The sequence below is a fragment of the Micromonospora sp. NPDC051141 genome (assembly GCF_044455765.1).
Lineage (GTDB): Bacteria > Actinomycetota > Actinomycetes > Mycobacteriales > Micromonosporaceae > Micromonospora.
In genome coordinates this window covers 142,893-157,405 of sequence record NZ_JBITFD010000003.1, presented here as the reverse complement: position 1 = coordinate 157,405, position 14,513 = coordinate 142,893, and the positions used below count along the sequence as shown (strand labels likewise).

The 14,513-nt window shown below is 74.2% G+C and carries 12 protein-coding genes; 3 read left to right on the top strand and 9 right to left on the bottom strand.

Translation table 11 applies throughout. From position 1 onward, the window contains the following. Positions 1 to 81 precede the first annotated feature (81 nt). The 9 genes from murG to mraZ form a co-directional block, all read right to left on the bottom strand. Positions 82 to 1,188 carry an undecaprenyldiphospho-muramoylpentapeptide beta-N-acetylglucosaminyltransferase gene (murG, locus tag ACIA6B_RS06040; RefSeq protein ID WP_281936589.1) on the bottom strand — a complete coding sequence of 369 codons (1,107 nt, stop codon included), beginning with the start codon at positions 1,186 to 1,188 and terminating at the stop codon, positions 82 to 84. Continuing rightward, the gene (locus ACIA6B_RS06035) at positions 1,188 to 2,603 is read right to left on the bottom strand and encodes an FtsW/RodA/SpoVE family cell cycle protein (RefSeq protein WP_396772079.1); all 1,416 of its coding nucleotides are present in this window, start codon (positions 2,601 to 2,603) and stop codon (positions 1,188 to 1,190) included. The genes murG and ACIA6B_RS06035 overlap by 1 nt, the downstream gene beginning before the upstream one ends. A gap of 234 nt (positions 2,604 to 2,837) precedes the next feature. Then, entirely contained in the window at positions 2,838 to 3,965 is a 1,128-nt protein-coding gene (gene mraY / locus ACIA6B_RS06030; RefSeq protein ID WP_107157607.1) for a phospho-N-acetylmuramoyl-pentapeptide-transferase, read from the bottom strand. Continuing rightward, a complete protein-coding gene (gene murF, locus ACIA6B_RS06025; RefSeq protein ID WP_396771452.1) occupies positions 3,962 to 5,371 on the bottom strand; it encodes a UDP-N-acetylmuramoyl-tripeptide--D-alanyl-D-alanine ligase in 1,410 nt (469 codons plus the stop codon). Before murF ends, mraY begins: the two co-directional genes overlap by 4 nt. Next, positions 5,368 to 6,930 carry a UDP-N-acetylmuramoyl-L-alanyl-D-glutamate--2,6-diaminopimelate ligase gene (locus tag ACIA6B_RS06020; RefSeq protein ID WP_396771450.1) on the bottom strand — a complete coding sequence of 521 codons (1,563 nt, stop codon included), beginning with the start codon at positions 6,928 to 6,930 and terminating at the stop codon, positions 5,368 to 5,370. The genes murF and ACIA6B_RS06020 overlap by 4 nt, the downstream gene beginning before the upstream one ends. Before the next feature lie 52 nt (positions 6,931 to 6,982). Then, the gene (locus ACIA6B_RS06015; RefSeq protein ID WP_396771448.1) at positions 6,983 to 9,205 is read right to left on the bottom strand and encodes a peptidoglycan D,D-transpeptidase FtsI family protein; all 2,223 of its coding nucleotides are present in this window, start codon (positions 9,203 to 9,205) and stop codon (positions 6,983 to 6,985) included. 3 nt (positions 9,206 to 9,208) lie between these two features. After that, positions 9,209 to 9,793: a hypothetical protein gene (locus ACIA6B_RS06010; protein ID WP_396771446.1), complete on the bottom strand. Its 585-nt coding sequence runs from the start codon at positions 9,791 to 9,793 to the stop codon at positions 9,209 to 9,211. Next, positions 9,790 to 10,848, bottom strand: coding sequence for a 16S rRNA (cytosine(1402)-N(4))-methyltransferase RsmH (gene rsmH, locus ACIA6B_RS06005; RefSeq protein ID WP_396771444.1), 1,059 nt, complete (start codon positions 10,846 to 10,848; stop codon positions 9,790 to 9,792). The genes ACIA6B_RS06010 and rsmH overlap by 4 nt, the downstream gene beginning before the upstream one ends. A 204-nt stretch (positions 10,849 to 11,052) precedes the next feature. Then, positions 11,053 to 11,484 (bottom strand): division/cell wall cluster transcriptional repressor MraZ, encoded by a 432-nt coding sequence (gene mraZ, locus ACIA6B_RS06000; RefSeq protein ID WP_091060154.1) that lies wholly within the window; start codon positions 11,482 to 11,484, stop codon positions 11,053 to 11,055. 356 nt (positions 11,485 to 11,840) lie between these two features. Here mraZ and ACIA6B_RS05995 point away from each other — a divergent pair, with 356 nt between their 5' ends. From ACIA6B_RS05995 to ACIA6B_RS05985, 3 genes are read left to right on the top strand one after another with little or no spacing between them, the layout of a single operon-like run. Further along, positions 11,841 to 13,088 (top strand): MurT ligase domain-containing protein, encoded by a 1,248-nt coding sequence (locus ACIA6B_RS05995; protein ID WP_107162628.1) that lies wholly within the window; start codon positions 11,841 to 11,843, stop codon positions 13,086 to 13,088. Further along, a complete protein-coding gene (locus ACIA6B_RS05990) occupies positions 13,078 to 13,800 on the top strand; it encodes a type 1 glutamine amidotransferase (RefSeq protein WP_396771442.1) in 723 nt (240 codons plus the stop codon). The genes ACIA6B_RS05995 and ACIA6B_RS05990 overlap by 11 nt, the downstream gene beginning before the upstream one ends. Beyond that, on the top strand, positions 13,797 to 14,513 hold the full coding sequence (locus tag ACIA6B_RS05985) for a TVP38/TMEM64 family protein (RefSeq protein ID WP_396771440.1): 717 nt from the start codon (positions 13,797 to 13,799) through the stop codon (positions 14,511 to 14,513). The genes ACIA6B_RS05990 and ACIA6B_RS05985 overlap by 4 nt, the downstream gene beginning before the upstream one ends.

Below are 14,513 nucleotides of genomic sequence, written 5' to 3'. Positions count from 1 at the left end.
GGTACCTTCCCGTCGCGGCGACGCCCATTACGGAGCCACCGTTGTTCGCGACTGCGGGGCTCGCAAGCTCACTCCTCGCGCTCACCGGCTCACCGCCTCGTAGACGAAGTTCAGCAGCGCCACGTCGCCGTCGCGGCGACCGTAGCCGGCCGCGGCGTGGCTCATCGCGTGGAGCCGTCGCGGGTCCCGGATCAGCGGGATCACCGTGCGCTCCACCCAGGCCGGGGTCACCTCGGCGTCGTCGACGAGCAGCCCACCGCCGGCCTCCACCACGGGCAGCGCGTTGCGCTTCTGCTCCTGGTTGCTGTGCGGATAGGGCACGTAGACCGTGGGCAGGCCGATCGCGGCCACCTCGGCGCAGGTCATCGCGCCGCCCCGGCCCAGCATCAGGTCGGCCGCCGCGTAGCCCAGCTCCATCTCGGACAGGTACGGCAGCGTCACGTACGGCACCGGCAGGTCGCTGGGGACGGAGACCGGCTCGTTGCGGGCGCCGATCACGTGCAGCACCTGCACGCCGTTGCGGGCCAGCTCCTTCGCCGCGCCGGAGACGGCCAGGTTGATCGAGCGGGCGCCCTGCGACCCGCCGGCCACGAAGAGCACCGGCAGGTCGGGACGGAGCCCGAAGTGCGCGCGGGCGGCGTCCCGCAGCGCCGCCCGGTCCAGCCCGGCGATGCCGCGGCGCAGCGGCACCCCGACCACCCGCGCGTCGCGCAGCGCCTCGGACTGGGCCGGCTGGTGCGGGAAGCCCACCGCGACGTGCTTGGTGAACTTCATGCCCATCCGGTTCGCCACGCCCGGCGGCACGTTCACCTCGTGGATGACGATCGGCAGGTCGCGCCGCCACGCGGCCAGGTAACCGGGGACCGAGACGTACCCGCCGAAGCCGACCACCGCGTCGGCCCGCACCTCGTCGATCACCTTGCCCGCGGCGCGGGCCGCCTTCCACATCCGGTCCGGGGTGCGCACCAGGCTCATGTTGACCGAGCGGGGCAGCTGGTAGGCCGGGATCTGCCGCAGGTCGTAACCGGCCGGCGGGATCAGCTCGTTCTCCAGCCCCTTCGGGGTGCCCAGGCAGGTGATCCGGACGCTCGGGTCGTGTCGGCGCAGGCAGTCGGCGAAGGCGAGCAGCGGGTAGATGTGCCCACCCGTGCCCCCTCCGCAGAGCACCACCGAACGCAGCGGACCCATCAGCGTCTCCTCTCGTTCGCCGCGCCGGCGCGCGCCCGGTCGGGCCGGGCGCCGCGGGTCGCGGCCTGATCGTCCTGCCGACGCTGTCGGGACCGGGGCACGGGCCCTCGGTCCGCCGGGGGCGGCGCCGGTCGGCGACGCCGGCCGGGAAGCGGCGGCAACGGGGCCCACACTAGTCGGACCCAGCGGGCCGGCGGACGGGCGTTCAGGGCCCGGGCCGCGTCCGGCTCGGCGCGGGCGAAGGAGGCCAGCATGCCGATCGCGGCCAGCGTCACCACCAGCGCGCTGCCGCCGTCGGAGATGAACGGCAGCGGCACGCCGGTCAGCGGCAGCAGCCCGGTGACGCCGCCGATGTTGATGACGGCCTGACCGACCAGCCAGGCGGTCACGCCGGCTGCGGCGAGCCGGCGGAACGGGTCCTCCACCCGGCGGGCGATGCGCATGCCGGTGTACGCCAGCACGGCGAAGAGCACCAGGATCACGGTGCAGCCCACCACGCCCAACTCCTCGGCGACGATGGCGAAGATGAAGTCGTTGTGCGCCTCGGGCAGCCAGTCCCACTTGAAGACGCTCTGGCCCAGGCCGACGCCGAACCAGCCGCCGTTGCCGATCGCGTACCGGGCCATGATGGGCTGGTAGCAGTTCTCCAGCTTCAGCTCGATGCAGGTCTGCGGATCGGGCGGGTCGAGCCACATGGTGAGCCGGCCCAGCCGGTAGTTGTCGGCGTCCCGGGAACCGGAGCCGGCGCCGAGCGAGGCGGCGGCGACCAGCAGGCCGATGCCGGCCAGGCCGATCGCGGAGAGCGCGGCGAAGACCCGGGTCCGGACGCCGGCCGCCCAGAGCAGGCCCACCACGAGCGCCAGCAGGCACAGCATGCTGCCCAGGTCGTTGTAGCCGACCAGCACGAAGATCAGGCCGACCACCGGGAACAGCGGCGTGGCCAGCTCCCGCCACCAGCCCAGCGCGGCCCCCTTGCGAGCCAGCACGTGCGCCGCCCACAGCACCAGCGCGAACTTGGCCACCTCGGCCGGCTGGAGCGAGATCGGGCCGAGGGAGAGCGAGAGGAGTTCGCCCTTCAACGGCCCGATGGACGCCACCCCGAACAGTGACTCCAGCGCGACCAGCAGGTTCAGCAGGAGCAGCAGCGCCACCGCCACGCCGAGCGCGGGGCGGCTCACCGCCCGGAACGTGCGCGCGGGCAGCCGCTGGCAGGCCCAGAACGCGCCGACGCCGATCACCGCGAACACGGTCTGCTTGGTCAGCGAGGCGGCGGCGTCACCGCCCTCGGCGTAGTCCCGCACGCTGGTCGCGGAGAAGACCATGGTGAGGCCGATCAGCAGCAGCAGGCCGGCGCTGGAGAGCAGCAGGTAGTAGGAGGCCAGCGGCCGGGCCAGCAGGCCGCGCAGCGCGGCCAGGCCGCCCGCCGGGTCCCAGCGCGCGCCGGCCGGCGGATCGCCCGGCGGCGTGGCCGCGGGCGCGCGGCGGGCCGGCGGTTCGGTGCTGACCTGGATGTCTCGTCCCTCCCCCACCCGCTCATCATGGCGGCTCGACCCGCCCGCCCGTGGCGCAACCCCACGGTCGGCGTGTCGGATCTGAAGGAGGGGCCCCTTTTTAACAGACGTCTGTTAGAGAGGGGCCCTTCCTTACACCTAGCTCACCGCGGCGAGGAACTCGCTGTAGAACAGGCCCAGCGCGATGGCCACACCGATGCCGGCGATGATCCAGAACCGGACCACGATGTTGACCTCGCTCCAGCCGGCCAGCTCGAAGTGGTGCTGGAGCGGCGACATCCGGAACACCCGCTTGCCGGTGGTCCGGAACGAGATGATCTGGATGACCACGGACATCGTGATGATCACGAACAGGCCGCCCAGGATCGGCAGCAGCAGGATCGTCCGGGTGGACATCGCCATGCCGGCGATCAGGCCGCCCAGCCCCAGCGCGCCGGTGTCGCCCATGAAGATCCGGGCCGGCGAGGTGTTCCACCAGAGGAAGCCGACGCAGGCGCCGGCCGCCGCGCCGGCGATCAGCGCGATCTCCAGCGGGTCGCGCACCGTGTAGCAGTACGCCTCGGTGTAGTTCGGGTCCGCGCACCAGTGCCGGTACTGCCAGAACGCGATGAGCGCGTACGCGGCGAGCACCATCACCGAGGCGCCGGTGGCCAGGCCGTCCAGGCCGTCGGTGAGGTTGACGCCGTTGGTCGCCGCCATCACCACCATGATGATCACGATGACCGCGCCGATCTTGCCGATCTCCAGCGCCGGGATGTCCCGGATGAAGCTCAGCGTGGTGCTGCCCACCGTCGCGGTGTTCGTCGCGTTGCCGCTGACGTCGGTCATGCTCGACGGGAAGTAGAGCGCCACCACGCCGAAGACCGCGCCGACCAGGATCTGCCCGGCCAGCTTGCCGCGCTTGTTCAGGCCGCCGCTGTGCCGCTTGCGGACCTTCAGGAAGTCGTCGACGAAGCCGACCGCGCCGGAGAACACCATCAGCCCCAGCAGCACCAGCGCCGTGATGGTCGGCTCGACCTGCGCGATCTGCGCGTCCGGCAGCGTGGTCAGGGCCAGGTGCCCGGCGACGTACGCGATGACGGTGGCCAGGATGAAGACCACGCCGCCCATCGTCGGCGTACCCTTCTTGCCCTCGTTGCTGGCGAGCCCGAGGTTCGACCGGATCGGCTGGCCGGCCTTCAGCCGGGCGAACACCTTGATCGCGATCGGGGTGCAGAACAGCGAGATCAGGAACGCGACGCCGATGGCGACGATGACCGCCCTCATGCGGCGCCGCCCTCCGTCGCCTTCTCCCGGGCGTCCGCGCGCAACGCGTCGGCCACGTCCCAGGTCCGGTACCGGGAGCCCTTCACCAGCACCACGTCCGACGGACGCAGCTCGCTCCGCAGCACCTCGACGGCCGCCGCCTGATCGGTGAGCAGCACCGACTCTCCTCCCCAGTTGCCTACCGCTGTCGCGCCCTCGTGGATCGGCGCCGCCGGCTCGCCCACCACGAGCAGCCGGTCGATTCCCAGCTCGGCCGCGAGCCGGCCGACCTGCTGGTGTCCCTCCCGTTCGAAGTCGCCCAGCTCGGCCATGTAGCCGAGCACCGCGACCGTACGCCCCTCGCCGCGCATGCTGGCCAACGCGCGCAGCGCCACGCCGGTGGACGCCGGGTTGGCGTTGTACGAGTCGTCGATCACGACCACGCCGTCGGGGCGTTCGAACACGTCCATCCGGCGCGTGGAGACCAGGCCCAGCTCGCCCAGCGCCGCCGCCAGCTCGGTAAGGGGCAGGCCCAGCTCGCGGGCGACCGCCGCGGCGGCGAGCGAGTTGGACACCTGGTGCCGGCCGGTCAGTCCGAGCCGCACCGGGGCGGTCCCCTCCGGCGTCACCAGCGTGTACGACGGCCGGCCCCGCCCGTCCAGCGTCACGTCCACGGCGCGCACGTCGGCGTGCGCCGACTCGCCGTACCGGACCACCCGGGCCGCGGTCCGGGTGGCCATCGCGTCGACCCGCGGGTCGTCGGCGTTCAACACCGCCAGCCCGTCGGCGGGCAGCGCCTCGACCAACTCCCCCTTGGCCAGCGCGATGGCGTCGACCGAGCCGAACTCACCCAGGTGCGCCACCCCGACGTTGAGCACCACCGAGATCCGCGGTGGCACCACGTCGCACAGGTAGCGGACGTGCCCGACGCCGCGGGCGCCCTTCTCCATCACCAGGTAGCGGGTCTCCGGCGTGGCCTGCAACGCGGTGTACGGGTGCCCCAGCTCGTTGTTGAACGAGCCGGGCGGCGCCACGGTCGGGCCGAGCCGGACCGCGAGCTGGGCGATCAGGTCCTTGGTGGTGGTCTTGCCGGACGAGCCGGTCAACCCGATCACGGTCAGTGCGGGCAGCCGGTCGACCACCGCGCGGGCCAGCCGGCCCAGCGCGTCGAGCGGGTCGTCGACAAGCACCATCGGCACGCCCGGCAGCTCGCGGGAGCCGAGCACGGCGACCGCGCCGGCGTCCACCGCCCCGGCCGCGTAGTCGTGGCCGTCCACCCGCTCGCCGGGGAACGCCACGAAGAGCCCCCCCGAGGTCACCTTGCGGGAGTCGAACTCCACCGTGCCGGTGACCCGGGCGTCCGGGTCGGCCCCGGCCAGCCGGCCACCGACCGCGGCGGCCACCTCGGCCAGCGTCAACGGGATCATCGGCCACCCACCAGGTCCCCGAAGCGGGCCCGCAGCGCCGCCGCCAACTCCACCCGGTCGTCGAACGGCAGCACCTCGCCGCCGATCTCCTGGCCGCGTTCCTGCCCCTTGCCCAGCACCGCCACCACGTCACCCGGTTCGGCCACCCGGACCGCCTCCTCGATCGCCGCCCGCCGGCCGGGCACCTCGATGACGCGGGCCGGGGTGGCCGCCGCGTACGCGCCGGCCAGCACCTCGGCCCGGATGGTGGCCGGGTCCTCGGTCCGCGGGTTGTCGTCGGTCACCAACACCACGTCGGCGCCCCGGGCGGCCACCTCGCCCATCACCGGCCGCTTGCCCCGGTCCCGGTCGCCGCCGGCGCCGAGCACGCAGACCAGCCGCCCGCCGGTGAGCCCGCGCAGCGCCGTCAGCACCGCCTCGATCGCGTTCGCCTTGTGCGCGTAGTCGACCACGCCGCGCACCGGGGCGTCGCCGCTCACCAGTTCCAGCCGGCCGGGCACGCCCCCGCAGGCGGCCACGCCACGCGCCGCGGTGGCCGGGGCGACGCCGGCCGCGACCAGCGTGGCGACGGCCAGCAGCGCGTTGGCCACGTTGTGCCGGCCGGGCAGTGCCACGCCGGTGGGCAGCGCCACCGCGTCCGGGCCGTGCAGCGTGAAGTGTTGCGCGTACCCCTCGCCGGAGACCTGGTCGGCCCACCAGGTCGCGTCGCGGTCGCCGGCCGCCGAGTAGGTCACCGTGCCGGGCTTGTGCAGCGGGCGCAGCGCCGGGTCGTCGTGGTTGAGCACCTCGACCCGGCAGCGCCCGTCGAAGAGCCGGGCCTTGGCGGCGAAGTAGTCCGCCTCGTCGGCGTGGAAGTCGAGGTGGTCGGAGCCGAAGTTGGTGTAGCCGCCGACGTCGAACCGGACGCCGCCGACCCGGCCCATCACGAGCGCGTGGCTGGACACCTCCATCACCACGGCGTCCACGCCGCGCTCGCGCGCCACGGCGAGCATGGCGTGCAGGTCGGTGGCCTCCGGGGTGGTCCGGACGCTGTCCACCACCAGGTCGCCGAGGCGGGTCTCCACGGTGCCGATCAGGCCGGTGACGTGCCCGGCGGCGCGCAGCCCGGACTCGATCAGATAGCTGGTGGAGGTCTTGCCGGCGGTGCCGGTCACGCCGATCACGGTCAGTCCCGCGGTCGGGTCGCCGTAGACGGTGGCGGCGACCGTGCCGAGCACCCCGCGGGCGTCGTCGACGACCAGCACCGGCAGGCCGGCGTCGGCGGCCAGCGGCACCCCGGCCGGATCGGTCAGCACGGCCACCGCGCCGGCGGCGGCCGCGGCGGCGGTGAACTCCGCGCCGTGCCGGCGGGAGCCGGGCAGGGCGGCGTACAGGTCACCGGGGCGGACCTCGTGGCTGGCGTGGGTCACCCCGGTGACGGCCAGCTCGGCGGCCCCCTCCGGCGTGGGAACGGCCAGTCGGTCGGCGAGGTCGCCGAGCCGGACGGGGAGCACGGTGGCGGGACGTGGATTGCCGGGCACGGCGTCAGACCCTACCCGGTCGTCCGGTTCCGACCGCACAGCCGCCCCGGTGGTTCGTCGCCACCCACCGATGATGTCGCGCCCGGCCCGCTCAGCGCGGAAAGACCTCGAACTTCGGCGACTTGTCGGTCAGCGACGGCGGCACCCGGTAGTGCCGGAGCGTGAAGCCCATCATCTCCCGGAACGCCGGCGCGGCGACCGCGCCGCCCCCGCCGTCGGGGCTCCAGACGAAGACCGCCACCACGTAGCGCGGCTTCTCCGCCGGGGCCATCCCGATGAACGAGCCGACCTCGCCGGGCTGCTGCTTGCCGTTGTCGTAGCGCAGGCCGGTGCCGGTCTTGCCGGCCACCCGGTAGCCCGGTACGGCGGCGGCCAGACCGGTGGCCCGCCCGTCCGGGCCGTCGACTGTGGTGACCGCCTCCAGCATCCGCCGCAGCGCGGCGGCGTTGGCCGGGCTGAGCACCGAGTGGGAGGCGGGCGCGGCGCCCGGCGTCCGGGTGCCGTCCGGTCCGACGGTCTCCTTGATCAGGTGCGGCTGCACGTACGTCCCGTTGTTGGCGATCGCGTTGTACGCGGCGGCCATCTGCAACGGCGTGGCGTCCACGCTGTGCCCGATCGGCACCGACCCGTACGCCGAGCCGCTCCACTGGTCGGCCGGGAGGATCCGGCCCGGCGCCTCGCCCGGCAGGCCCTCACCGGTCGGCTGGCCCAGCCCGAACCGCTTCTGGTAGTCGATCAAACGGTCCCGGCCGAGCTTCTCGGCGATCTCGATGGTGCCCACGTTGGACGAGAACGCGAGCATGCCGGGGACGCTCATGGTGCGGCCGTCGGCCGGGTGGGTGTCGCGGAACGTGATGCCGCCCCGGACGATCGTGTTCGCCACCGGGAACGCGGTGTTCGGCGTGATCACGCCCTCCTGGAGCGCGGCGCCGTAGGTGATCGCCTTGTGGATCGAGCCCGGGTCCACCACGAAACTGGTGGCCGCGTCGTCCCGGTCGGCCGGCGAGTTGACCTTCGTCGGATCGGCCGCGTCGTACGTGGGCTGGCTGGCCTGCGCCAGCACCTCGCCGGTCGGGACGTCCATGATCACGGCGGCGGCGACGCTGCCCTTGACCTGGGCGACCTGCTTGGCCAGGATCCGCTGCGTCATGAACTGGAGGTCCCGGTCCAGGGTGAGCTGCAACGAGCTGCCCGGCCTCGGCTGGGTGGTGCTGCTGTAGCCGCCCGGGATGGGCGCGGCCAGGTCGCCCTGCCCCACCTCGTACGTGCGCTTGCCGGCCTCGCCGCGCAGCAGGTCGTCGTACTTGGCCTCCAGACCCTCCAGGCCGTTCATGTCCTGGCTGACGAAGCCGAGCAGGTTCGCCGCCAGGTCGCCGCCGGGCACCTCGCGCCGCTCGTCGCGGTGCACGTCGATGCCGGCCAGGTCGAGCGCCATGATCTGCTTCGCGGTGCCGATCTCGACACCCCGGGCCAGGTAGACGAACTGGAGGTCGGTGTCGGTGCCGGGCAGCTTGCTCGGCTTCATCCGGTCGGCCAGGTCGGAGGCCGGCACACCGAGCAGCGGGGACAACGCCCGCGCGGTGGCGAACCGGTCCTTGACCCGGGTCGGGTCGGCGAAGACGTAGCGCGCCTCCACGCTGTGCGCCAGCGGCTCGCCGGTGCGGTCGAGGATGGCGCCGCGCGGGGCCGGCAACTCGACCACGGCGAGCCGCTTGGGCAGGCCGCCGTCGGCGTACGCCGGGGTGTCCACGGTCTGGAGGTAGACCAGCCGCACGCCGATGCTGGCGAACAGCGTCAGCGCCAGCACGGTGGCGAGCCGCAGCCGCCGGCGCGGGTCACCCAGCCGGGGCGGGCGACGTGGCTTGCGGACCGGCCGGCGGGCCGCCGGCCGGCGCGGGCCGGGCCGGCGGCGCGGCGGCGCGTCCTCCTCGTCGTCGAACGGCTCCCCGACCGGGCGGGCCGAGACGGTCCGCACCACGCCGGCACGCCCCCCGGCCGCCGTCGCCCGGCGGCCGGCGCGGGCGCCCTCGCCGGAGGCGGCCGGCTCCCGGCGGCCGGCCCGCCCGGCCCGGCCGCCGTCGAGCACCTGCAACGCCGGCCGGAACGGGTCACCGGACCGGGTGCTGCGAGGGGTACGCCGCTGTTCCGCGCCGCCCTCGCGGATGGTCCGGCCGCGCGGGGTGTACGCCCGCGCGTCGGAGATCCCGCCGACGCCCGGCTCACGCGGCTCGGCCCCCCGCGGCTCAACCCCACGCGACGAGCCGCGCCGGGAGCCCGTGGGGTCCCGGCGCGGTTCGTCCGATCTCGGTGGCACCGCTCAGCCTCCGTTGCCCTGCTGGCCGACGCCGGTCGGCGCACCCTCGGCGGGGTGCGGCACGCCGATCGTCCGCCCGTCCGGCAGCCGGATGTAGGCCGGGTCCGTCGACTCGACCAGGCCCAGCTTGCGCGCGTTGGCGGTGAGGTTGCCGGGCGCCTTCTGCTCGGCGATCTCCTTCTTCAGCTCCTGCTCGTCCACGTCCAGCTTGGCCTGCTGCTGCTGGAGCTTCTCCAGCCGGAAGGCGTTCTCGTTGATCTTGGTGTTGACCGCCAGGATGCCGAGCACCCCGCCGACCACGAGCACCAGGATCAGCCCGACGAAGGGCGCTCGCGGCACCCGGATCGGCGGCGGCGGGGCGACCCGCAGCCGCGGCGCCGCCGGCGGGGCGACCCGGGTGCGTTCGGCCGGCCGCAGCGCGGCGCTGCCCTCGGTCGGGTACTCGCGCGTCCCCCGGGCGCGGGTCCCCTCCCGACGGTCGGCCGCGGTCGTCGTGGTGTCTCGCATGGTGCGCGCCGTGGTCCGGCCCCCCGACCGCGGTGCGCGCTGCCCGACGGCCCCCCGGCCGTCGCGCTTCTCGACGTTCATGTCCCCTCCCCCTCCTCGTCCGTCCCGTTCCCCGGTTGGTGCATCGCCTTCACCCGGCGGCGGTACCGTTCGCGGTCGGTACGCCCCTGCCGGGTCGCCTCCGGGTCGAGCCGTTCCGCGGCCCGCAGCCGCACCGAGGCGGCCCGCGAGTTCGCGGCCACCTCGGCCTCCCCGGGCAGCTCCGCGCCCCGGCTCAGCAGCCGGAACGTCGGACCCGACCCGGGCAGTTCGACCGGGAGGTCGACCGGGCCCTTGCTGCGGACCCGGTCGGCGAGCGCCTGCTTGGTGAGCCGGTCCTCCAACGAGTGGTAGGACAGGACCACCAGGCGGCCGCCCACGGTGAGCTTGTCCAGAGCGGCCGGCAGCGCCGTCTCCAGCGCCGCCAGTTCTCTGTTTACCTCGATCCGTAAAGCCTGAAACGTTCTCTTTGCCGGGTGTCCGCCGGTTCGTCGGGCCGGGGCCGGGATCGCGTCCCGCACCAGCTCGGCCAACCGCGCCGACGACGTGATCCGGGACCGTTCCCGCTCCCGGATGATCGCCGAGGCGACCTTCCCGGCGAACTTCTCCTCGCCGTACACCCGCAGCAGCCGGGCCAGATCCGGGTGGGAGTAGGTGTTGACCACCTCCTCGGCGGTCACCCCCCGGGTCTGGTCCATCCGCATGTCCAGCGGCGCGTCCTGCGCGTACGCGAACCCGCGGTCGGGCGCGTCGAGTTGCAGGGACGAGACGCCGAGATCGAACAGCGCGCTGTCGACCGCCGGGTAGCCGAGCCGGTCGAGCACCTCGGGCAGCTCGTCGTAGACGGCGTGCTCCAGGTGGATCCGGTCGGCGAACCGGGCCAGGCGGACCCGTGCGTGGGCGAGCGCCTCGGTGTCCCGGTCCAGGCCGATCAGGACCGTGTCCGGGTGTGCCGTGAGCACCGCCTCGGCGTGCCCGGCCAGGCCGAGCGTGGCGTCGACGTGGACGGTCCGGCCGGGGCGGTCCAGCGCGGGGGCCAGCAGCTCGAGACATCGCTCGAGCAGCACCGGCACGTGCGTGCCGCGAAGCTCCCCCATGTCGACCCCCACCGTTCGAAAACCGTCTGTGTGCACGTGTCCGTCGTCGCCACGACGCCTCGCCATACCGCCAGATCCCCATCCGCTCCCGCCCGCCGGAGGCCGCGGCCCTCCGTCTCGGATCGTGCGCCTGGCACCGGGGAAGGGGTGCCAGGAACTCGAAAGCGGCTGGAGATCTCGCAGTACGTCGGGCGCCGTCACGCCCTACAGACCGCCGGGCAGCACCCCCTCCTCGATGTCGGCGAAGTCGTCTTCGCTCTCCGCGAGGTAGGCCTCCCAGGCCGCCCTGTCCCAGATCTCCACCCGGGTGCTCGCCCCGATCACGACCAGCTCCCGGTCGAGGGCCGCGTACGACCGCAGGTGCCCGGGAATGGTGACCCGACCCTGCTTGTCCGGCACCTCGTCGTGCGCGCTGGCGAAGAAGACCCGGCTGTAGGCCCGGGCCGCCTTGCTGGTCATCGGCTGCGCGCGCAACTGGTCGGCGATCCGCTGGAACTCGGGCATCGGGAAGACGTAGAGGCAGCGCTCCTGCCCTTTGGTGATCACGACACCCCCCGCCAGCTCGTCCCGGAACTTGGCCGGCAGGATCAACCGGCCTTTGTCGTCCAGGCGCGGGGTGTGGGTGCCGAGGAACATCGGCCCAACCCCCTCGCCCTGAGCGGCGTTCGCGGCGCCGCTGACCCCCCGGGCCGGTGTGGCCCTCCCGGCCTCACCATCGCGCCCCACTCTACTCCACTTCCCTCCACCTGCAACCAGAATCGCCTGGTCGGCGCGGCGTTTCCGCGCGCAAAACCGCACGTCAACGCGGGTGGGGCCGAGTGGAGGGGGTGGCCGCCCCCGGCGGGGGTCCGTTACCCGACATCGGACCGTCCCCGTCCGGCCGAGCGCGCTCCGGCCGTCCGCCGGTCCGTCCCCGGCCGAACGGTTCGCCGTCGGCGGCGATCTGGTGACGAGCGTGGTCCGGTAACCTCGCTCGGGTGACGGACGCGAAGATGCCCTTGCGGGCAAAGGTGGCCAGCTCCGTGTCGCGCACCGCCGCGGCGCTGTCGCGGGCCGCGGGCCGTGGCGACGGCTCGGTGATCGGCGGCTGGATCGGCCTGAAGATCGACCCGGACCTGCTCGCCCACCTCTCGGCCGGGCGGGCCATCGCCCTGGTGTCCGGCACCAACGGCAAGACCACCACCACCCGGCTCACCACCGCCGCGGTCGGCGTGCTCGGCCGGGTCGCCTCCAACGCCTTCGGCGCCAACATGCCGACCGGGCACACCTCGGCGCTGGCCAAGGCCGGCAGCACGCCGTACGCGGTGCTGGAGGTGGACGAGCACTACCTGGCCCAGGTGCTGGAGGCGACCGAGCCGCACGTGGTGGCGCTGCTCAACCTCTCCCGCGACCAGCTCGACCGCGCCAAGGAGGTCGCCATGATGGCGCAGCTCTGGCGTGCCGCCCTGGTCCGGCACCCCGACGTGCGGGTGGTGGCCAACGCCGACGACCCGATGGTGGTCTGGGCCGCCACCCCGCCGGCCGACCCGGCCCAGGGCCACGTGCCGCCGCACGTCACCTGGTTCAGCGCCGGCCAGCGCTGGCACGACGACTCGTGGGTCTGCCCCGAGTGCGGCTCCACCATCCAGCGCTCCGGCGGGCAGTGGTGGTGCACCGGTTGCCCGCTGCGCCGCCCCGAGCCGCAGTGGACGGTGGAGGACGACGGCGTGCTCGACCCCACCGGCGCCTGGCACAAGATCCAGCTCCAGCTCCCCGGCAAGGTCAACCTCGGCAACGCGGCCACCGCGCTGGCGGTCGCCGCCGAGTTCGGCGTCCGCCCGGTGGACGCGGTCTCCCGGCTCGGCTCGGTCACCTCGGTGGCCGGCCGCTACGCCCAGGTCGACCGGGACGGGCGCAACATCCGGCTGCTGCTGGCCAAGAACCCGGCGAGCTGGCTGGAGGCGTTCGACATGGCCGACGTCGCGCCGACCCTGCTCTCCATCAACGCGCGCGACCCCGACGGGCTGGACACCTCGTGGCTGTTCGACGTCGACTTCGCCCCGCTGGCCGGCCGGCAGGTGCTGATCACCGGCGACCGGGCGTACGACCTGGCGGTCCGGCTCGACGTCAACGGCGTGCCGTTCCGGCACGTGCGCACGTTCGACGAGGCGGTCCGCGCGGTGCCGCCGGGCCGGCTGGAGGTCATCGCCAACTACACCGCCTTCCAGGACATCCGAGCGGAGCTGGACCGTGTCAACTGAGAGCCTGCGCATCGTCTGGGTCTATCCCGACCTGCTGTCCACCTACGGCGACCGGGGCAACGCGCTGATCCTGGCCCGCCGGGCCCAGCTGCGCGGCATGCCGGTCGAGGTGCTGGAGGTCCGCTCCGACCAGCGGCTGCCCGCCACCGCCGACATCTACCTGATCGGCGGCGGGGAGGACGGTCCGCAGGCGTTGGGCGCCCAGCGCCTGCTCGCCGACGGCGGCCTGCACCGGGCGGTGGCCCAGGGCTCGGTGGTGTTCGGCGTCTGCGCCGGCTACCAACTGCTCGGCACCTCGTTCTTCGCCAAGGGCACCCGCTGCCAGGGGCTGGAGCTGCTCGACCTCTCCTCCGACCGGGGTCCGACCCGGGCGGTCGGCGAGCTGGCCGGCGAGGTCGACCCCCGGCTGGGCATCCCGCACCTAACCGGCTTCGAGAACCACGGTGGCCGCACCCACCTCGGTCCGGGCGTGTCGCCGCTGGCCCGGGTCACCACCGGGATCGGCAACGACGGCGCCACCGAGGGCGCGTGGCGGGGCAAGCTGCTCGGCACCTATTCGCACGGCCCGGCGCTGGCCCGCAACCCGGACCTGGCCGACCTGCTGCTGCGCTGGGCGACCGGCATCCACCAGCTCCCCCCGCTCGACGACACCTGGGCCGACCGGCTCCGGTCCGAGCGCCGCGCCGCGGTGGCCGCCGCCGCCCGGGCATGACCGGGGCCGCCCGGCCGGGGCGGCGACCGGCGGCCCGCCGCCTCGTCGGGCTGCTGGGGCAGCCGTCGGCGCGCCGGTTCGGGCTGCTGCTCCTGCTGCTCGCCGGGTTCGGCGTCACACTGCTGCTGGTGCCCCGGCCGGACGCGGCCGACCTGCCCCGGCTCGCCGACTCGCTCGGCGGGTACGCCCCGGTCGCGGCCGTGGTCGGCGGCGCGCTGCTGCTGGTCGCGCTGGTGCCCCGGACATTCGTCACGCTGGCCTCGGGCGCGATCTTCGGGCCGGTGCAGGGCGCCGCGTACGCGCTCGGCGCGGCGCTGCTCGCGGCGGCGCTCGGCTTCGCGGTCGGCCGGCTGCTGGGCCGGGAGTTCGTGGCCGAGCGGGTCCGCGGCCGGCTGGCCCGGCTGGACGGCTGGTTCGCCCGGCAGAGCGTGTTCGGGGTGATCACCGTCCGGCTGCTGCCGATCGCCGGCTTCGGGTTGGTCAGCTACGGCTACGGCACCACCGGGGCCCGGGTGCTGCCGTTCCTGGCCGGCAGCGTCATCGCCTCCGCCCCGACCGCCATCGGCTACGCCGCGATCGGCGCGGCGGTGACCAGCCCCGGTTCCATCAACTGGTACGCCGCCGCGCCGGCCAGCCTCGGCCTGATCGCCAGCGTGCTGATCATCCATCGCTGGTGGCGGGCCGAGCGACAACGCCGACTCGGTCCGAGCTGA